General features: G+C 65.9%; 20 protein-coding genes. 5 read left to right on the top strand and 15 right to left on the bottom strand.

The annotated features are described in order from the left end of the window. Positions 1-16 precede the first annotated feature (16 nt). From Q0Q48_RS17105 to Q0Q48_RS17115, 3 genes are read right to left on the bottom strand one after another with little or no spacing between them, the layout of a single operon-like run. Positions 17-709 (bottom strand): DUF899 domain-containing protein, encoded by a 693-nt coding sequence (locus Q0Q48_RS17105; RefSeq protein WP_295140013.1) that lies wholly within the window; start codon positions 707-709, stop codon positions 17-19. Further along, on the bottom strand, positions 706-1,170 hold the full coding sequence (locus Q0Q48_RS17110; RefSeq protein WP_295140015.1) for an SRPBCC domain-containing protein: 465 nt from the start codon (positions 1,168-1,170) through the stop codon (positions 706-708). Before Q0Q48_RS17110 ends, Q0Q48_RS17105 begins: the two co-directional genes overlap by 4 nt. After that, on the bottom strand, positions 1,148-1,513 hold the full coding sequence (locus Q0Q48_RS17115) for a metalloregulator ArsR/SmtB family transcription factor (RefSeq protein WP_295140016.1): 366 nt from the start codon (positions 1,511-1,513) through the stop codon (positions 1,148-1,150). The genes Q0Q48_RS17110 and Q0Q48_RS17115 overlap by 23 nt, the downstream gene beginning before the upstream one ends. Before the next feature lie 106 nt (positions 1,514-1,619). Here Q0Q48_RS17115 and Q0Q48_RS17120 point away from each other — a divergent pair, with 106 nt between their 5' ends. Beyond that, positions 1,620-2,429: an alpha/beta hydrolase gene (locus Q0Q48_RS17120; RefSeq protein WP_295140017.1), complete on the top strand. Its 810-nt coding sequence runs from the start codon at positions 1,620-1,622 to the stop codon at positions 2,427-2,429. Positions 2,430-2,434: 5 nt separating this feature from the next. Continuing rightward, positions 2,435-3,208, top strand: coding sequence for a thioesterase family protein (locus Q0Q48_RS17125; RefSeq protein WP_295140019.1), 774 nt, complete (start codon positions 2,435-2,437; stop codon positions 3,206-3,208). A gap of 67 nt (positions 3,209-3,275) precedes the next feature. On the opposite strand, the gene cysS is transcribed toward Q0Q48_RS17125, so the two are convergent. Further along, positions 3,276-4,610 carry a cysteine--tRNA ligase gene (gene cysS, locus Q0Q48_RS17130; RefSeq protein WP_295140021.1) on the bottom strand — a complete coding sequence of 445 codons (1,335 nt, stop codon included), beginning with the start codon at positions 4,608-4,610 and terminating at the stop codon, positions 3,276-3,278. Between the two features lie 252 nt (positions 4,611-4,862). Here cysS and Q0Q48_RS17135 point away from each other — a divergent pair, with 252 nt between their 5' ends. After that, complete coding sequence (locus Q0Q48_RS17135; RefSeq protein WP_295140022.1) at positions 4,863-5,579, top strand: dienelactone hydrolase family protein; 717 nt, start codon at positions 4,863-4,865, stop codon at positions 5,577-5,579. A gap of 27 nt (positions 5,580-5,606) precedes the next feature. Then, entirely contained in the window at positions 5,607-6,581 is a 975-nt protein-coding gene (locus Q0Q48_RS17140) for a tripartite tricarboxylate transporter substrate binding protein (RefSeq protein ID WP_295140024.1), read from the top strand. Between the two features lie 9 nt (positions 6,582-6,590). On the opposite strand, the gene Q0Q48_RS17145 is transcribed toward Q0Q48_RS17140, so the two are convergent. The 5 genes from Q0Q48_RS17145 to Q0Q48_RS17165 form a co-directional block, all read right to left on the bottom strand. Next, positions 6,591-7,028 carry a hypothetical protein gene (locus Q0Q48_RS17145; protein WP_295140026.1) on the bottom strand — a complete coding sequence of 146 codons (438 nt, stop codon included), beginning with the start codon at positions 7,026-7,028 and terminating at the stop codon, positions 6,591-6,593. 9 nt (positions 7,029-7,037) lie between these two features. Continuing rightward, positions 7,038-7,646 (bottom strand): hypothetical protein, encoded by a 609-nt coding sequence (locus tag Q0Q48_RS17150; RefSeq protein WP_295140028.1) that lies wholly within the window; start codon positions 7,644-7,646, stop codon positions 7,038-7,040. A 77-nt stretch (positions 7,647-7,723) separates the two neighbouring features. After that, a complete protein-coding gene (locus Q0Q48_RS17155) occupies positions 7,724-9,412 on the bottom strand; it encodes a long-chain-fatty-acid--CoA ligase (RefSeq protein ID WP_295140030.1) in 1,689 nt (562 codons plus the stop codon). 80 nt (positions 9,413-9,492) lie between these two features. Beyond that, positions 9,493-9,918 carry a phasin family protein gene (gene phaP, locus Q0Q48_RS17160; protein WP_295140032.1) on the bottom strand — a complete coding sequence of 142 codons (426 nt, stop codon included), beginning with the start codon at positions 9,916-9,918 and terminating at the stop codon, positions 9,493-9,495. 15 nt (positions 9,919-9,933) lie between these two features. Then, positions 9,934-11,205, bottom strand: coding sequence for a DUF445 family protein (locus Q0Q48_RS17165; protein ID WP_295140033.1), 1,272 nt, complete (start codon positions 11,203-11,205; stop codon positions 9,934-9,936). Between the two features lie 171 nt (positions 11,206-11,376). On the opposite strand from Q0Q48_RS17165, the gene Q0Q48_RS17170 reads away from it, so the two are divergent. After that, positions 11,377-12,267, top strand: coding sequence for an NAD(P)-dependent oxidoreductase (locus tag Q0Q48_RS17170; RefSeq protein ID WP_295140034.1), 891 nt, complete (start codon positions 11,377-11,379; stop codon positions 12,265-12,267). A gap of 27 nt (positions 12,268-12,294) precedes the next feature. Here Q0Q48_RS17170 and Q0Q48_RS17175 read toward each other — a convergent pair whose 3' ends face one another. The 6 genes from Q0Q48_RS17175 to Q0Q48_RS17200 all read right to left on the bottom strand — a co-directional run bounded on the left by Q0Q48_RS17175 (position 12,295) and on the right by Q0Q48_RS17200 (position 17,735). Further along, positions 12,295-12,897 (bottom strand): alpha/beta hydrolase, encoded by a 603-nt coding sequence (locus Q0Q48_RS17175; RefSeq protein WP_295140036.1) that lies wholly within the window; start codon positions 12,895-12,897, stop codon positions 12,295-12,297. Between the two features lie 2 nt (positions 12,898-12,899). Continuing rightward, entirely contained in the window at positions 12,900-13,547 is a 648-nt protein-coding gene (locus Q0Q48_RS17180; RefSeq protein ID WP_295140037.1) for a glutathione S-transferase family protein, read from the bottom strand. Between the two features lie 26 nt (positions 13,548-13,573). Further along, complete coding sequence (locus tag Q0Q48_RS17185; protein WP_295140039.1) at positions 13,574-14,833, bottom strand: Nramp family divalent metal transporter; 1,260 nt, start codon at positions 14,831-14,833, stop codon at positions 13,574-13,576. Positions 14,834-14,897: 64 nt separating this feature from the next. Next, positions 14,898-15,692 carry a phosphodiesterase gene (locus Q0Q48_RS17190; RefSeq protein ID WP_295140327.1) on the bottom strand — a complete coding sequence of 265 codons (795 nt, stop codon included), beginning with the start codon at positions 15,690-15,692 and terminating at the stop codon, positions 14,898-14,900. After that, entirely contained in the window at positions 15,692-16,063 is a 372-nt protein-coding gene (locus Q0Q48_RS17195; protein ID WP_295140041.1) for a hypothetical protein, read from the bottom strand. Before Q0Q48_RS17195 ends, Q0Q48_RS17190 begins: the two co-directional genes overlap by 1 nt. Before the next feature lie 16 nt (positions 16,064-16,079). Continuing rightward, positions 16,080-17,735, bottom strand: coding sequence for an NAD+ synthase (locus Q0Q48_RS17200; protein WP_295140042.1), 1,656 nt, complete (start codon positions 17,733-17,735; stop codon positions 16,080-16,082). Between the last annotated feature and the right edge of the window lie 15 nt (positions 17,736-17,750).

The raw sequence follows: 17,750 nt of genomic DNA on the forward strand, positions 1-17,750 counted from the left end.
GGCGACCTTGCCTTTCTCAATACTGGTCGCGGCGTCTCACCCAATCCATGGTGAAGGGAAGCGCCGACTCGTCCCTGCCTTTGGAGGTCAGGTCCAGCAAGTGGTAAGCGCCGTTCAGCATGTCAACGCCGCGGGCGTAGGTCGAATAGGTATGATAGATCGCGCCGTCGTCGCCGCGGCGGAAGGCGCTGAAACCGGGCATCTCGCCCGGGCCGACCTTCATTGTCCCGAAATTGTAGTCCATGTCGGCCTCACCGGGCCGCGAACTCGCGCCGTAATCGAAGTTGAAGTCGCCCGGCCCCGACGAGACCCAGCGAAAGCTCCAGCCCATGCGCCTCCGGTAGGCGTCGAGCTTGGCGAGCGGCGCGCGTGAGACGGCCACCAGCGTCGTGTCGCGATGCGCGAGGTGCACGTCGATGCCGTTGAAGTTGTCGGCCCAGAAGGAGCAGCTCTTGCAGGCCTCCTCCCAGTCCGGCCCGAACATCAGGTGATAGACCAGCAACTGACCGCGGCCGTCGAACAGATCCGCGAGCGTTTCCGGGCCGGCTGGCGTCTCGAAGGAATATTCCTTCTCGACCCGCTCCCAGGGCAGTTCGCGGCGCTGGCGCGACAGCTCGTCCCGCAGCCGGGTGAATTCCTTCTCTTTCGCGAGGAAGTCGCGGCTGGCCGCGAGCCACTCCTGGTGGGAGACGACGGGGTGAGCGGTCATGCCGTCCTCCCGAGAAAGGCGACGAGCTTGTCGAAGCTGCCGGCCCAGCCTTCATTGTGGCAGGCGAAGTCATCGGCATCGAAGAACGAGCCGTGGACCAGGATGAGCTCGGTGCGGTCCCCCAGGGCGCGCAGCTCGACGCGGACCGTCGTCTCATGTCCCCGTACGCGGGTGTAGTCGCCGTCGGCATGATGGGCCCAGGTGAAGACCAGCCGCTCAGGCCGGACGACCTCGAGATAGACGCCGGACGAGGCGAAGACGCCACGCTCGTTACGGCCATCAATGCGCCAGGCGCCACCGCGTCGCGCATCGACTTCGCACAGCGTGATCTCCACGCCGGGCGGGCACATCCAGCGCACGAACTGGTCGCGGTTCACCCAGGCGTCGAACACACGTTCGCGCGGGGCATCGAAGATCCGGCTGATGTGCAGCGTGTTGTTATCGAGCCTTGCGTCGGGCATCTGACTTTCCTTTCGTCGGCTTGGGATCGGTTTCGGTACTCTTCAGGAACGCGTCGAGCCGGTCGAAGCTCGCCTCCCAGAACTTGCGGTAGTGGTCGATCCAGTCGGCCGCTACGCGCAGCCCCTCGCCACGCAGTTCGCAGCGGCGCCACTGCGCCTCGGTGTGGCGTTCGATCAGTCCGGCCTCGGTCAGCACCTTGAGATGACGCGACACCGCCGGCAGCGACATGTCGAACGGTTCGGCCAGCTCGCCGACCGTTGCGCCGCCGCTCGCGAGCCGCGCGAGGATGGCGCGGCGTGTGGGATCCGCGAGTGCCGAGAAGGTCTGGGAGAGAGCATCCATATTTAACAAATATGTTAAATATGGAAGACCGTCAAGTCATTACCTGCCGCATCATCGACCGCTGGGGCCTTCGGGCCCATCTCCCATGCATCGAAGGAGGACAATCATGGCTGACGGATTTGTAGGCACGCGCGACGGGCAGACGCTCGCCTTTCACGATATCGGCAGCGGCGTGCCAGTCGTATTCATCCACGGCTGGTCGCTGTCGGGCGAGATCTGGCGGGAGCAGGTCGAGTTTCTCGCCGCCCAGGGATATCGGGCCATCACCTACGATCGTCGCGGCCATGGACGCTCGTCCAAGCCGGCCACCGGTTACGACTACGATACGCTGGCCGACGATCTCGCCGCGGTTCTCGCGCAAACCGACGTCACGAATGCCACGCTGGTCGGACACTCGATGGGCAGCGGCGAGATCGCCCGCTACTTCGCACGGCATGGCGGCGAACGACTGGTGCGCGCCCTGTTCGTGGCGCCGACCACGCCCTTTGCCGTGAAGACCGACGACAATCCCGAAGGCACCGATCGACAGATATTCGACCAGCTCGTCGCCGCGCTGAAAGCCGACCCGAAGGCCTATCTGGCGGCGGGTGCGCCCGGCCTGCTCGGTCACGATGCGGCACCCGAGACTGTGAAGTGTGCGCTCGATATGGCCTATCAGGCCGATCCCGGCGCCCTCGAGAAATGCCTGCGCGCCTTCACGGAAACCGACTTCCGCTCGGACCTGCGGGCAGTCCGGGTGCCGACACTGGTCGTCTACGGATCGGGCGATATGCCGTCGATGCCCGGTAACGCACGCCGTACCGCGGCGGCAATTGCCGGGAGTCGCGTCGAAGCCTATGAAGGCGCGCCCCACGGGCTTTTCATCACCGACCGCGAGCGCTTCAACGACGACCTGCTCCGGTTCATCCGGAGCTGAAGCGTATGGAAGCGATCTATCGCGTCGAAGGCGCCACCGTCGAAACCAGCGCCTTCGCCGGCGGTCCGTGGAGCCCGAAGCTGCAGCATGGCGCGGCGCCCTCGTCGCTGATCTGCTGGGCGGTCGAAGGGCTGCCCTCGCCCGTGCCCATGCGCGTCGCACGTCTCACCGTGGACCTGATGCGGCCCGTGCCCGTGGCACCGCTCACGATCGAGACCGACATCGTTCGCGAAGGCCGCAAGATCCAGCTCGTGTCGGTAAGGCTACTGGCCGACGGCGCCGAGGTCGTGCGGGCGAGCGCGCTGCGCATCCGCATCGACCCCAAAGTGATGCCTGTGATCGCCAGCGGGCCGCCGGTCGACCTTCCGATGCCGGAGCAATGCAGCCCGCCCGACTTCTTTGCGACCGAAACGCCGTTCCTCAAGAGCATCGAGATGCGCACGGCCAAGGGCGGCTTCCGCATCCCCGGTCCCGCCGCCGTCTGGTATCGCGCGACGCGGCCCATCGTGGAGGGTGCCGATAACTCGCCGCTGATGCGGGCGGTCATCGCCGCCGACTTCTGCAACGGCACCTCGTCGGTCTTCGACATGAGCGACTGGACGTTCATCAACGCCGACCTGAGCGTCAGCCTCGGTCGCGAGCCGGTCGGCGAGTGGGTGCTGCTCGACGCCGAGACCTGGGTCGGCCCGGACTCGGTCGGCATCGCCGCCGCACGGCTCGCCGACCAGCAAGGCTATTTCGGCCGCGCCGTGCAGAGCATCATCTTCGAGAAGCGCTGACGCTCAATGGAGCGCGCCACTCCAGTGGCGCTCATGATTGCGCCACTGGAGTGGCTCGCTCCATTGATTAACCGCGCTTCCAGGTCGTGCCCTTCGGGCCGTCCTCGAGGATGACGCCCTTGGCCTTCAGGTCGTCGCGGATGCGATCGGACTCCTTGAAGTCCTTGGCCTTGCGCGCCGCCTGACGGGCCGCAATGGCCGCTTCGATCTCGGTGTCGGAAGGACCCGCATCGGCTGCGCCGGCCGGCGCCCAGCGGAACCAGGCTTCAGGGTCCTGCTGCAGCAGACCGAGCGCCGAGGCGCCTGCCTTCAGCTCCGACGGATCGCGCAGCTGGTGCAGCGCGCTGATGGCCAACGGCGTGTTCAGATCGTCCGACAGCGCTTCTTCAACTGCGGCCGGAATCGGCCTGTCTTCCAGCGCCTTGCCGCGCAACAGCCCGTACCAGCGGTCGAGCGTACCCTTGGCCTGGGCCAGCCCCTCGGGCGTGAAGTCGAGCGGCTGGCGGTACTGCGCCGACAGCAGCAGCAGCCGGATCACCTCGCCCGGATACTGGTCGAGCAGCTCGTGCACGGTGAAGAAGTTGCCGAGCGACTTGCTCATCTTCTCGCCGGAAATGTTCAGGAAGCCGTTGTGCATCCAGTACTTCGCCATGATGGCGTGACCGAAGGCCGAGCGGCTCTGCGCGATCTCGTTCTCGTGGTGCGGGAAGATGAGGTCGAGGCCGCCGGCGTGGATGTCGAAGGTCTCGCCGAGCAGCGCGCCGCTCATCGCGGAGCACTCGATGTGCCAGCCCGGACGGCCGCGGCCCCACGGGCTCGGCCAGCCCGCCTGCGCATCGGTCGAAGGCTTCCACAGCACGAAGTCGGCCGGGTCCTTCTTGTAGGGCGCGACCTCGACCCGGGCGCCCGCGATCAGCTCGTCATGCGAGCGGCGCGACAGGCGGCCATAGTCTTCCATGCTGGGCACGTCGAACAGAACATGGCCCTCGGCTGCATAGGCATGGCCGCGCGCGACCAGGCGCTCGATCAGCGCGATCATCTCGCCCACGTATTTGGTGGCCCGCGGCTCGACGTCGGGTGGGAGAGCTCCGAGGCGGCTCATGTCGCTCTGGTAGGCGGCGGCCGTGCGCTCCGTCAGCGCGTCGATCGACTCCCTGTTCTCGGCGGCGCGCACCATGATCTTGTCGTCGATGTCCGTGATATTCCGGACATAGGTCACGCGCGCATAGCGCCGCTTCAGCAGCCGATAGAGAACGTCGAAGACGACGACCGGCCGCGCATTGCCGATATGGACATAGTCGTAGACCGTGGGGCCGCAGACATAGAGGCGCACGTGCGACGGATCGAGCGGCACGAACGGCTCTTTTTCGCGCGACAGCGTGTTGTAAACGACCAGGGACATCGCCCCTTCTCCCGATTCAAAAACGAACGAAACCCTGATGCGGCCCGCTGGGCCTCAGGCCTCGATACATCGCGCCTGGCGCGCGCCGGGAAGAAAGAACTGCGTCATGTGGGCAATCTATACGACCGGTTCCTGCCGCGCAATTGAACGCCCGGGACAGGCCTTTTCAGGCCTTGCGCCCGAGACCCGAGGTCGTTGGCGGGTCAAGCCGGCTCCGCTAGTCTCGGTTTCCATCGGAGGAAACCAACCAACATGCGCACCGAGGATATCGAGTACCACGCCGACGGCGTCCGCATGGTCGGGCAGTATGTGGTGGATGACGGCAAGCCCGGCCGCCGTGCCGGGGTGCTGGTCTGCCACGAGGGGCCGGGCCTCGCAGACCATACGAAGAAGATCGCCGCGCGCCTCGCCGGCCTGGGCTATGCCGCCTTCGCGATGGACTATCATGGCGACGGCAAGCCGCTTCCCGATCCCAGCCAGACGATGGCGCGACTGCAGCCCTGGATGGCCGACCCGACGGGCATCCGCACCCGTGCGCTGGCGGCCCTCGACGTGCTGAGAGCGCAGAATGAAGTGGATCCGGCGCACCTCGCGGCCATCGGCTACTGCTTCGGTGGCACCACCGCGCTCGAGATCGCGCGCAGCGGCGCCGACGTGAAGGCCGTCGTGGGCTTCCATTCCGGCCTCGCGACCGCCCGGCCGCAGGATGCGGCGAACATCAAGGCAAAGGTGCTGGTCTGCATCGGCGCCGACGATCCGATCATTCCACCGGAGCAGCGCCTGGCCTTCGAGAAGGAAATGAAGTCGGCCGCCATCGACTGGCGACTCCAGGTCTACGGCGGTGCCGGTCACAGCTTCACCAACCCGGCTGCCGATTCGCGCGGCATGAAGGGCTTCTTCTATCATGAGGCCACCGACCGCCGCTCATGGAACGCCATGATCGAGCTGTTCGGCGAGACGCTGAACTAGAAGCGCAGAAACAAAGGAGGACTCGAGATGAAACGTCGCCAACTGATCGTGGCGGGTGCGGTAGCGCTTGCGGCCCCGTCGGTCGCCCGAGCGCAAGGCAGGTTTCCCGAGCGGACGATCCGTTTCGTCATTCCCTTCGCGCCGGGTGGACCCACGGACATCATCGGCCGCATGGTCGCCGACAAGCTCACCGCGATCCTCGGCCAGCAGGTGATCGTCGACAACAAGGCGGGGGCGGCCGGCTCCATCGGCGCGGTCGACGTGAAGAATGCCAAGCCTGATGGCTACACGCTGCTCTGCGCGCCCTCCTCCACCCATGCGATCAATCCGACGGCCTTCGTGAAGCCAGCCTATGACGCGGTGAAGGACTTCACGCCGATCGCCTCGATCTGCGTCAACCCGCTGGTTCTGGTGGCCCGGCCCGACATGCCCGACACGGTGATGGGCCTGGTCGAGCTGATGAAGAAGAACCCCAGCAAATACTCCTACGGTTCCTCGGGCGCCGGCTCGATCATCAATCTCGCCGGCGAGTACTTCAAGCGCGAGGTCGGCGGCATGGATGTCGAGCACATCCCCTACAAGGGCTCGATGCCGGCGCTGCAGGACATGATGAGCGGCCAGACCGCCTGGATGTTCGAGACCTTCAGCACGACGCTGCAGCTCCACAAGGCCGGCAAGGTCCGCATCCTTGCCTATGCCTATTCCAAGCGGGCACCGATCGCCCCGGAAATCCCGACGATGATCGAGGCCGGTGTGAAGGGCTACGAAGCCTACACGTTCAACCTGATCCTGGGCCCTGCCAACGTGCCGAAGCCCGTGGTCGACGTGCTGGATCAGGCGTCGCGGCAGATGATGAAGGACCCCGCCACCATCAAGTTCCTGGAGAATATCGCCGCCGTCCCGACGACCGATACCTCGCCCGAAGTCACGGCGAAGTTCATCAAGGACGAGATCGCCAAATGGGCCCCGGTGATCCGCGAGGCCGGCGTCAAGATCGAGTAGGGAGCGCCCTTAGCGGTAGCCGGCCGGCGGCGGCACGTTGCCGGGCGCCGGCGCGATCGGCGCCTGCTGCGGCATCTGGGCAGGCGTCGGCACGTTCGCGGCGCCGGGGCCTGTCCCTACGCCCGAGCCCGCCCCCTCGCTGGGGGAGGCAACGCGGCCCGGAGCATCCGCCCCAATGTTGCTGATGTAGTAACCGGCCACGGCATTCGAATTGTCGCCCGCCGTCTTGGCGGGGACGTCGATGATGCCGACGCGGGCGCCGCTCTTGTCGATCCGGTAGCCTTCCGGATCCATCGGAAAGCCTTCGTTGTCGACACGCAGGCCGCCGGGCTGGACGCGATAGGCCGGGGGTGGCGTCGTCTCGCCATAGAGGGGCTGAGGCAGCGGATCGCAGGCTGCGAGCAGCGACACACCGAACGTCGCGGCCAGTAAACGTCTCGCAGCCATCAAGCCCCCTCATCGTACGGTCGACTGCGGGCTGATGATGTTGCCGTTGCGGTCGAGCCTGTTTCCCTGACCATCATAGCGGAAACCATACTCGTCGCGGAAGGCCTCAACGCCGGCGGGCGGGGTTGGCTGGTAGGCGACCGGCGGGGTGCTGTAGGTAGTGGTCGAGACCGTCGTAGCCGGGCCGTAATAGGTCGGGGCGGCCGGAGCCGTCATGTAGTAAGTGGTTGTCGAGTAAGGGGCGGACGGTGCGGGAACCGCCGTCACGTAGGCCTGGTCGCGGTAGCGGCGGGCCTCGATTTCACGCCCCACGCAACGATCGTATGCCGGGCTGCCGGGTGTCAGGCCGTAGGAATAGCAGGCATTGCGGGCATCGGCGTCGAGGCTGGCGACCGTATAGCCGACCGGGACTCGGCCCTGCGCACGGGCAGCGGCCTCGCGCGAGACGCAGCGATTGTAGCTGTCGCTGCCCGGACGGAACCCATAGTCCATACAGGCCTGTTCGGAACTGCTCACCGCATAGGGGGTGCTGGCCGTGCGGGTTTCGTAGGTCGTGCTGCTGCAGGCGGCGGCCAGCAGACCCAGTGATGCGGCGGCCAAAAGCTTCGGGGCGTTCATCGAGGGTTCCTCCTCCAGGAAAAATTCCTGGCCTCAGAACGTGGAATCTGGCGGCGGGTTGCAGGTTCCTGCCCGGCTCACGCAGTCTTCCCGACCGCTCCGTCCCTCAGTTCACGCCGCAGGATCTTGCCGACATTGGTCTTTGGCAGCTCGGACCGGAACTCGATGTACTTCGGCCGCTTGTAGCCGGTCAGCTCGTCGTGACAGTAGGCGGCCAGTGCCTCCCTGGTGAGGTTGGGGTCCTTCTTCACCACGAAAAGCATCACCGCTTCGCCGGAATTCGCGTCGGGGACGCCGACCACCGCGCATTCGAGCACGCCGGGATGGGCCGCGACGACCTCCTCGACCTCGTTGGGATAGACGTTGAAGCCCGAGACCAGGATCATGTCCTTCTTGCGATCCACGATCTTCGTGTAGCCGCGTTCGTCCATGATGCCGACGTCGCCTGACTTGAAGAAGCCGTCCGGCGTCATGACCTTCGCGGTCTCCTCCGGTTGCTGCCAGTAGTCCCGCATGACCTGCGGCCCACGGATCGCGATCTCGCCGCGCTCTCCCAGCGGCACGTCCTTGCCGGCATCGTCGAGGATGCGGATCTCGACGTTGGGCAATGGCAGTCCGATCGTGCCGGTATAGACCTCGGAGTCCGTGGGATTGCAGGTGACGCCGGCCGAAGTCTCGCTGAGGCCGTAGCCCTCGCAGATCGGACAGCCGGTGACGGCGAGCCACTTCTTCGCCACGGCCTCCTGTACCGCTGTACCGCCGCCGTTCGAAATGACCAGCTCGGAGAAGTCGAGCTTCGCGAACTCCGCATTGTTGGCGAGCCCGTTGAAGAGCGTGTTCACGGCCGGGAAGATGTTGATCTTGTACTTTGCCAGATCCTTGATCGTGCCGGCCAGATCGCGCGGATTGGGAATCAGGATGTTGAGCGCGCCGGTGCGCATGCCGAGCAGACCGCAGGTCACGAACGCGAACACGTGATAAAGCGGCAGGGCGCAGACGATGGTGGTCTGGCCGCTGATCTTCCGGCGATGCAGGCCGGGCTGCATCCAGGCTTCCGAGGCCAGCAGGTTGGCGACCAGCGTGCGATGCAGCAGGGTCGCGCCCTTCGACACGCCGGTCGTGCCGCCCGTGTACTGGAGGACGGCGACATCCTCGGGACCGAGTTGCGGCTTCTGCAGCATCATGCTGCGGCCGGCGCTCACGGCGTCGTTGAACGTCACATGGCCGGGCAGCGACCACGCCGGCACCATCCTGCGCATCGTGCGGACGACGAAGTTGACGATCAGGCCTTTCGGAAAACCAAGGAGATCGCCCATGGACGCGACAACGACGTGCTTGATGTCGGTGTGGGCGACGGCCTGCTGCAGGGTGGTCGCGAAGTTCTCGAGGAGAATGACGGCCTCGGCGCCGGAGTCCTTCAGCTGATGCTCGAGTTCGCGGGCGGTATAGAGCGGGTTGACGTTGACGGCGATGAAGCCTGCCCGCAGCACGGCGGCAACCGCTACCGGATACTGAAGCACGTTCGGCATCATGATGGCGACGCGCGCGCCGCGCTTCAGGCCCCTGCCCTGCAGCCATGCCGCCAAGGCGCTCGACAGGGAGTCGATTTCGCCGAAGGTGAGCGCCTTGCCCATGCAGACATAGGCGTGCTTTTCGCGATACTTCGAGAAGCTTTCCTCGAACAGGGCGACCACGCTGGCATAGGCCGTCGGATCGATGTCCGCCGGCACGCCCGGCGGATAGTTCTTGAGCCAGAAGCGGTCCACACCGTCTCTCCCGGAGTCTCTCCGGCATCCGCAAGGTGGTGCGCTCGCCTGCGCGCCACCCCAGGTTGCCCTCGCTCCCGCTACGACTTCTTCTCGACCGAAGCGCGGATTTCCTCGTAGGATTCCTTCATCCGGTCCTGAACGATCTTGAAGGCCTCGGTGCTCGACTTCTGAACCAGTTCGGCAATGTCGCGGGTGTTGGCGATCGCCGCTTCCATCGCCTTCTTGGCGAACTCGGCCTGCTTGGCCAGTACGTCCTGAGGATTGCCACCCGGCTTGTAGGACTGCGCCATCTCGGCCATGTCCTTCATGGCGGCCTCGAAGATCTCCTTCTGCTTGTGCGCGATCCCGCTCGCACCTTCGGCCATCGCCTGCCACGACTTGTTCATGGCTTCCAGGTTCTTCTGGTGGTGCTCCATGAACTTCGTCATGTCGAAGGGCGCCACCTTGAGCTGCTCGCCGAACTTCTTGAACATGTCGGTGAAGGCTTGCGCTTGATCGGCCATCCGAACCTCCTGTGGTTACAGGTGCAGCTTCAACCCCTGCTCCAGCGCGTGCAAGGCCAATCCGGCCAACCCGCCGATCATCGCCCCGTTGAACCGGATGTATTGCAGGTCGCGTCCAACCGTCAGCTCGATGCGGCCGATCAGCACATCGATGTCCCAGGACTTCACCTGATCGGCAATGAAGCGGCCGACCCCGCTCTTCTGGCCCTGCACGAAATCCGCGAGGAGCCGCACCATGCCGCGGTTGATCTCGGCGCGGATCGCGGGATCGCGCGCCAGCTGGCTGCCGACATCGACCAGCATTCCCTCGAGCTGCCGACGAACATGACTGTCCTCGGCACGCGCATCCTGCTCGAGGAAGGACCGCACACTTTCCCAGGCACCCTCGGCCAGGGCCACAATCTCCGGTCGCGCCAACAGATCGCGCTTCAGACTCTCGGCGCGTCGCGCAAAGGAGACGGATGTTCTCAGGCGCTCGATGAAGCCCGTAACGAAACTGTCGAATTCCTGTCGCAGGGGATGGCTCCCGTCGGCGCGCGCATCCCTGATGAAGGCCGTGGTCGAAGCGACGATCTTGCGCAGCAGGTAGGCATCGGCGCGATATAGATTGAACAGCGCCGGCAACTCCTGCCGGATTTTCTCGCGCATCGCCGCCAGCGTCTCTTCGTTGGCAAGCACCTTCTCCAGCGCCACCAGCAGCTCGTCGAGCAGGCGCTGATGACGGCCCTTCTCGGTGACCGCGCTCAACAGCCCGGCTGCCAAGGGGGCGAGTTCCAGCCGCTGCAGCTCCGCCATCGCCCGCTGGCCGAGGAAAGCCTTCAGACCGGATTGATCGACCGCGGACAAGGTCTGCGGCACGAGGCGCAGGATAAAGCCCGCAAGCGCGGCGCTGCGGCTGCGGTCGCTCAGCCAGTCGGCCACCAGGGCGGCGAAATCAACCTCGCGCAGCCGCGCCTCGACCGGCTGGGGCGCGAGGAAATTCGTCTCGATGAATTCGCCGAGGTTCTCCGCGATGCGGTGGCGATTGCGCGGCACGATCGCGGTGTGCGGGATCGGCAGACCCAGCGGTCGGCGAAACAGGGCAACGACGGCATACCAGTCGGCCAGCCCGCCCACCGTAGCTGCCGCCGCGAAGGCCGCGACATACCCCCAGGCCCAGTGAAGAGGCTCGTAGTGCCGCGCTACGACGAACAGCGCAGCGGTCGCCACCAGTAGCAGCGTCGCCGCGAGCTTGACCCGCCGCAGCGAACGGGCACGCGCCGCGTCGCGGTTCAAAGGCTCGCCCACACGCCCTCCTTCACCATGCCATCCATCCGGTATCACGACGGGCAAACGCAACTGGCAGCGGGCCGTTTCGCGCCATGACACGTCGCTCGTGCCCGTGCCCCCGTCCCTGTGGCGAGAGGCCGAAGTTTCTGTCCTATACTCCCATCACCGTTGTCCCGGGAGGAAGAAGCCATGAAGGTCGGTTATATCGGTGTCGGAAACATGGGCGGCCCCATGTGCCGCAACCTCATCAAGCGCAGCAATCATTCGGTCACGGTGTTCGACCTGAACCCTGACGCGGTGAAAACCTGCACCGATCTCGGCGCGAGCGCGGCCAAGTCCGTCGCCGAGGTGACCCGGGGCGCCGACATCGTCATGACGTCGCTCCCCATGCCGCGCGACGTCGAGGCCGTCACCCTGGGCGAGGACGGCATTCTGGCGAATGCCGCCAAGGGCCAGACCTATATCGACCTCAGCACCAATGCGCCCTCGATGGTGAAGAAGATCGGTGCCGCCATGGCAGCCAAGGGCATCGCCATGCTCGACGCGCCGGTGAGCGGCGGCACGGTCGGCGCCGAGGCTGCGACCATCGCCATCATGGTGGGTGGCGACAAGAAGGTGTTCGACGACGCCCTGCCGGTGCTGCAGTCGTTCAGCGCCAATGTGATCCACATGGGCGAACTCGGCACCGGTACGGTCGCCAAGCTCGTGAACAACATGATGGCCTTCTGCAACGCCGCGGCCGCCGCCGAAGGGCTGATGCTGGGCGTCACGGCAGGACTCGACCCACAGAAGCTCGTCCAGGTGATCGCGAGCTCGAGCGGCAATTCGTCGGTGTTCAAGTCGTTCTCGGAGCGCGCCCTTTCGGGCCAGTTCTCGCCGCCGTCCTTCGCCCTCAACCTGGCGCACAAGGACCTGCACCTCGCGATGGAACTGGCCGACGAACTGGACGTGCCTCTGCCGCAGGGTTCTGCGACGCACAACCTGCAACGCATGGCCCGGCGCATGGGCCTCGGCAACAACGACAGTTCGGCGATCCTGCAGGTCTACGAGTCGGTGCTGAAGAAGACCGTGAAGCCGTAGCTAACTCCGGTCGAGACGACGGGCGCTCTAGGAGAGATGCTTCGCAATCAGGCGCGCAACGTGGTCGGCATGGGTGCTGGCCACGTCGTGGTCGCCGCCCGGGACAATTTCCAGATGCGCGTTCGGCAGGCGGGACGCGAGATGCTGGCCGACCGCCACAGGACTGATCGCATCCCTGTCGCCCCAGATCAGCAGCGTTGGCGCCGCGATCTTCTCGACCGGGAGCGGCGCCGAACTGCGGACATCGGTGATCCACGCCGCCGCCTTCGGGAACGACCTGCGATAGTCCGCCCGCCACTCCGAGGCGCCCAACCCTTCCATGTCCACGCCGCCTGACGTCACGCAGAGGACCAGCCGGCGCACGAGCCCAGGATGCTCCAGCGCGATCTGCGCCGCCAGCACGCCGCCCATCGACTGCGCAACGAGGTCGACCGGACCGTCCATCTTGGCCGTGACCAGCCGCTTCAGGTCGTCGAGGCCACGGATCGCCGGATCGTGCGGCTGGTCGCCGAGGCCGGGCCAGCCGAAATGCTGCTTGGGCCAGTCCGCCGGCAGGGCCGCATCGACCGCCTTCCAGAAGTGTGGCGATCCGCCGGCGCCGGGCAGGAACAGGATCCTGGTCGTCGTCATGATCAGAGCCCCAGCTTGCTCATGAAGGGGGGCAGGGTGCGCCCGATCGACAGGAGGTAGCGTCCCATCGCGCCCGCAACCTGCCGCACCGCCGGCCGCGCGCTCATGCGGTCCCGCCAGGCATGAAGCCGGGTCAGACCCGCCGGGACCGGCGCACCCATCCGCTCGCCGAAGAGCTGCGCCATGTAGAAAGCGATGTCGGCATAACTGTAGGCGCCGGCGATCCACTCCTGCCCGCCGATCGTGCGCTCCATCTCTTCGTAAAAGCGTGCCGCCGCATCGTGGGCGCCCGGCGCCCGGGCATCGCTCATCAGCCGGACGACGTGCGGGAAATAGACCTCATCGGACTTGTGCTCCAGCAGCCGCGCCCGGGCACGCGCCATCGGCTCCGACGGCCACAGGGCGGGATCGCGCTTCAGCGATTCCAGGTATTCGAAGATCTGCGTCGAATCGAAGAGCTCGAGGTCGCCGTCGATCAACACCGGCACCTGGCGCTTGGGATTGATGCGCACGACCTCGGGATGCTTCGGCTCGTAGAGCGTCTTCATCTCGAAGGGCACCATTTCGAGGTCGAACGCGAAGCCTTTCTCGCGAAGGGCGATCTCGGCCTTGGCGCCGAACATGCTGAGCGGACCGGAATAGAGCTTCATGTCCCCCCTTTACGGCGCGGTGATTTCTACATCAACACGAACATCCCGACGGCGGCGGCTGCCATCAGTGCCAGCGTCAGCCAACCCAGCGCGCGCTGCCAGGGCGTCGCCGTGAACTTGCCCATGATCTCGCGGCGGGACGCCACGATCATCATCGCCCCGATGATCGGCACTACGATCACGCCGTTCAGGACCGCGCTCCAGATCAGCGCCTTGATGGGATCGATCGGCAGCAGCACCACGCCGAGACCCGCCAGGATCGCCACCGCAATGGTGATGTAGAAGGGCCGCGCCTCGCCAAACCCGTGCTCGAGTCCGATCCGCCAGCCCCGCACCTCCCCCAATGCATAGGCCGCCGACCCGGCGAGGACCGGAACCGCCAGCAGGCCGGTACCGATTATGCCAAGGCTGAACAGCAGAAACGCCCCGTCGCCCGCGATCGGCCTCAACGCTTCGGCGGCCTGCTGCGTGCTCTCGATATCCGTCTTGCCGTTGGCGTGAAGGGTAGCCGCCGTCGTCAGGATGATGAAGAAGGCAACCAGGTTCGACACCGCCATACCGATGCCGGTCTCCCAGCCGATGCGCGTGAGTTCGCGCGACGCCTGCTCCGGATGCTCCGTGAGCGGCCCCGCCTCGGCATCGCCCTCTTCATCCTCGACTTCCTGCGAGCTCTGCCAGAAGAAGAGGTAGGGGCTGATCGTGGTGCCCAACACCGCGACGACCAGCATCAACGTGTCCTTGTCGAGGGCCAATTTCGGCACCAGGGCGCCGAACCCGACGGCGCGCCAGTCGATGTGTGCGGTGAAGACGACGCCGACATAGGCGAACAGCGAGAAGGTCAGGTACTTCAGGAAGCCGACATAGCGGCTGTACGGAATGAACACGATCGCCAGGGCCGAGGCGACCGCGAACAGGAAGGTGAAGATCACCTGGCCACCGCCCGCGAGCATCGCCACCGCCGCACCCATGGCCGCGAGATCGGCGCCGATATTGATGGTGTTCGCGACGAAAAGCAGAAGGACGATGCCCAGTACCACGGGCCGGGGAAAGGCTCGGCACATATTGGCCGCCAGGCCCCTGCCCGTGACGCGGCCGATGCGTGCACTGACCGACTGGACCGCGACCATCAGCGGCCAGGTCAGAACGACCGTCCACAGAAGACCGAAGCCCGCTTGAGCACCCGCCTGAGAGTAGGTCGCGATGCCACTCGGATCGTCGTCGGCGGCACCGGTGATCACGCCGGGACCGAGCCTCTTGATCAGTCCCTGTGTGTTGGTCGCAACCATCTTGTCCCCGAAACGGATAAACGTGGCCCGAGTTCCAACACCCGATGACCTGCGGGCCTGACCGTCACCGGAACGGACGCGGCCCTTCGTAGGAGCCGACATAGCTCAGATGGGTGACGACGCCGGTGCCGGGCCGCCAGAGATGCAAGGCCACGCCCGGCGGATCCATGGTCATCGATAGGCCGGCGCCGTCGCGCAGATCCAGTGTCGCCTGATGCGCCGTGCTGGGCGCAATCGATGCCATCGTACCGGCCCAGCGAACCTGGATCGGCCGGTGGACGTGGCCGCACAGCACGCGTTCGATGTTGCCGTGCGCCCTGACCAGGGCCTCCAGCCGGTCCCCACCTTCGAGCAGGCGGGCGGCATCGAGCGCCGCTATTCCCACATCGAAGGGCGGATGGTGCATGAAGAGCAGCGTCGTACGGTCGCTCTCGCCCAGCCGGGCCTCGAGCCAGTCCAGCCGCTCGCCGCACAGCGCGCCGTGGCCCTTGCCCTCGACCAGTGTATCGAGGGCGATCAGGCGCAGTGGCTGGTCGTCCAGGACGTATTGCAGGAAGCCGGTCTGCGGCAGGTAGTCATGCTCTGGAAATGCCTCGCGCAGCGCGTCCCGCGCATCGTGATTGCCGGGAATCAGGTGGAAAGGGATCTGCAGTCTCGACAGCAGGCGCTTCAGGTTGGCGTATTCGGCGGGCGCGCCCTTGTCGACCAGATCGCCCGTCACGAGGGCGATGTCGGGCCGCGGATCGAGCCCGTTCACATGCGCCACCGCCCGCTCGAGGAAGCCTTGCGTATCGATGCGGCCGTAGAGCAGCTCGCCCTCCGCCTTCAAGTGCGGGTCCGAGATCTGGACGATCAGCATCACGAAGCATCCTTGAGATGGAAAGGTAACGTCGCCAGCTCGGGCGCGAGATCCTTGACCTCGTCGAAGAACACGATGAAGTGGCGCGCGACGAGGCGTTGCAGGTCGCCACCCGGCTGGTCGTCGCCATCGGCCGTCGTCATCTCCATGCCGTCCTTCGTGCGAACCCACAGGAGTGCGTTCCGAGGTGCATCCGGCAGCTCCGCGAAGCTCAGCAGGCCGAAGGCGACCGCCTGCCGGCGTCGCGCATGGTGGGCCAGCGCGTTGTCCTTCGTGAGATCGCACAGGGCGAAGGCCAGCCTGCCCTGCGTGCCGTCGGGCAGCGTCACGTCATATTCGCGCGTCGCCAGGCGTCCGAGATCGTCGTTCACATCGAAACTCCCGCGCCTATCCCCGGAACCCGTTCACGATCGGATATCGCCGCTCGCGGCTGATATTGCGAGAGGTGATTTTGACGCCGGGCGGCGCCTGGCGGCGCTTGTATTCGGCGCCTTCGAGCAGTCGCCACACGCGATCCACGATCGCGGGGTCGTGGCCTTCCTTTGCCAATGCCGTCGTATCGAGATCGCGCTCGATCAGGCCCTTCAGGATGGCGTCGAGCACCGGATACGGCGGCAGCGAATCGGAGTCCTTCTGGTCGGGCCGCAGTTCGGCCGAGGGCGGCTTTTCAATGATGCGCGGCGGGATCACCGCGCCCGGACGGCCCAGCGCACCCGCCGGCAGATGCGCGTTGCGCCAGCGGCAGAGCTCGAAGACGGTCGTCTTGTAGACGTCCTTCAGCACGTTGAAGCCGCCGCACATGTCGCCGTAGAGTGTGGCGTAGCCCACCGCCATCTCCGACTTGTTGCCGGTCGTCACCACCATGCCGCCCAGCTTGTTCGACACCGCCATCAGGGTGACGCCGCGGGCGCGGCTCTGGATGTTCTCCTCGGTCACGTCCTCCGCCCTGTTACCGAACAGCGGCGTCAGCATGCCCCGGAACGCCTCCATGGCCGGCCCGATATCGACGATGTCGTAGCGCACGCCGATCGATCGCGCGCAGGCCTCGGCGTCTTCCAGCGAGTCGCGACTCGTATAGGGCGACGGCATCATGATCGCGTGCACACGATCGGGGCCCAGCGCGTCGGCCGCCACCGCCGCGGTGATCGCCGAATCGACGCCCCCCGACAGACCTATGATCACCGAGGGGAAGCCGGTCTTGTTCACATAGTCGCGCAGCCCGAGCACCATCGCCTGATAGATCGATTCCAGCCGATCCATCTCGCGCGCGATCGGGCCGGGCTGGCATTCCCAGCCGCCGGCGCCGCGGCGGAACTCGATCGTCGTGACTTCCTCGGCGAAGGAGGCGAGCTTGACCTTCAACGACCGGTCGGCCCCCAGCACGAAGGAAGCGCCGTCGTAGACGACCTCGTCCTGGCCGCCGACCTGGTTGAGATAGACGAAAGGCAGGCCGCTCTCGATCACGCGCTTGACGCCGAGCTGTACACGCACGTCGGTCTTGCCGGCCTCGTAGGGCGAGCCGTTCGGTACCAGCAGGATCTCGCCGCCGGTCTCGGCAATGCATTCGACGACGTCGGGCGTCCAGACATCCTCGCAGATCGGAACTCCGATCCGCACGCCCCGGAAGACGAGCGGGCCGGGCATCGGGCCCGGCGCGAAGACGCGCTTGTCATCGAATACGCCGTAGTTCGGCAGGTCGACCTTGTAGCGTTTGCCGACGATCTCGCCTTTGTCGAGCGCGACGATCGCATTGTAGAGCTTGCCGTCCTCGCGCCACGGCGTGGTAACGAACAGGGCGGGACCGCCATCCAGCGTGTCGGCACGCAACGCCTCGACCGCTTCCTGGCAGGCTTGCTGGAAGGCCGGCTTGAGGACGAGGTCCTCGGGGAAATAACCCGACAGCACCATCTCCGGGAACAGCACCATATCGGCGCCCTGCCGCGCCGCTTCCGCACGGGCGGCACGCACCTTGGCGAGATTGCCCGCCACGTCGCCAACCTTGGGATTGAGCTGCGCCAATCCCACTCTGAGTTTGTCCGTCATGTCGCGGAGAGTGTG

Source organism: uncultured Reyranella sp., assembly GCF_945957355.1.
Classification (GTDB): Bacteria; Pseudomonadota; Alphaproteobacteria; order Reyranellales; family Reyranellaceae; genus Reyranella.

What these genes read in the sequence shown, in the direction of transcription:
- Q0Q48_RS17190 (WP_295140327.1), bottom strand. Translation starts at nt 15,692, where the DNA reads ATGCTGATCGTCCAGATCTCGGACCCGCACTTGAAGGCGGAGGGCGAG.
- Q0Q48_RS17140 (WP_295140024.1), top strand. Translation starts at nt 5,607, where the DNA reads ATGAAACGTCGCCAACTGATCGTGGCGGGTGCGGTAGCGCTTGCGGCC.
- Q0Q48_RS17135 (WP_295140022.1), top strand. Translation starts at nt 4,863, where the DNA reads ATGCGCACCGAGGATATCGAGTACCACGCCGACGGCGTCCGCATGGTC.
- Q0Q48_RS17200 (WP_295140042.1), bottom strand. Translation starts at nt 17,735, where the DNA reads ATGACGGACAAACTCAGAGTGGGATTGGCGCAGCTCAATCCCAAGGTT.
- Q0Q48_RS17125 (WP_295140019.1), top strand. Translation starts at nt 2,435, where the DNA reads ATGGAAGCGATCTATCGCGTCGAAGGCGCCACCGTCGAAACCAGCGCC.
- Q0Q48_RS17120 (WP_295140017.1), top strand. Translation starts at nt 1,620, where the DNA reads ATGGCTGACGGATTTGTAGGCACGCGCGACGGGCAGACGCTCGCCTTT.
- phaP (WP_295140032.1), bottom strand. Translation starts at nt 9,918, where the DNA reads ATGGCCGATCAAGCGCAAGCCTTCACCGACATGTTCAAGAAGTTCGGC.
- Q0Q48_RS17180 (WP_295140037.1), bottom strand. Translation starts at nt 13,547, where the DNA reads ATGAAGCTCTATTCCGGTCCGCTCAGCATGTTCGGCGCCAAGGCCGAG.
- Q0Q48_RS17150 (WP_295140028.1), bottom strand. Translation starts at nt 7,646, where the DNA reads ATGAACGCCCCGAAGCTTTTGGCCGCCGCATCACTGGGTCTGCTGGCC.
- Q0Q48_RS17110 (WP_295140015.1), bottom strand. Translation starts at nt 1,170, where the DNA reads ATGCCCGACGCAAGGCTCGATAACAACACGCTGCACATCAGCCGGATC.
- Q0Q48_RS17170 (WP_295140034.1), top strand. Translation starts at nt 11,377, where the DNA reads ATGAAGGTCGGTTATATCGGTGTCGGAAACATGGGCGGCCCCATGTGC.
- Q0Q48_RS17175 (WP_295140036.1), bottom strand. Translation starts at nt 12,897, where the DNA reads ATGACGACGACCAGGATCCTGTTCCTGCCCGGCGCCGGCGGATCGCCA.
- Q0Q48_RS17185 (WP_295140039.1), bottom strand. Translation starts at nt 14,833, where the DNA reads ATGGTTGCGACCAACACACAGGGACTGATCAAGAGGCTCGGTCCCGGC.
- cysS (WP_295140021.1), bottom strand. Translation starts at nt 4,610, where the DNA reads ATGTCCCTGGTCGTTTACAACACGCTGTCGCGCGAAAAAGAGCCGTTC.
- Q0Q48_RS17105 (WP_295140013.1), bottom strand. Translation starts at nt 709, where the DNA reads ATGACCGCTCACCCCGTCGTCTCCCACCAGGAGTGGCTCGCGGCCAGC.
- Q0Q48_RS17115 (WP_295140016.1), bottom strand. Translation starts at nt 1,513, where the DNA reads ATGGATGCTCTCTCCCAGACCTTCTCGGCACTCGCGGATCCCACACGC.
- Q0Q48_RS17145 (WP_295140026.1), bottom strand. Translation starts at nt 7,028, where the DNA reads ATGGCTGCGAGACGTTTACTGGCCGCGACGTTCGGTGTGTCGCTGCTC.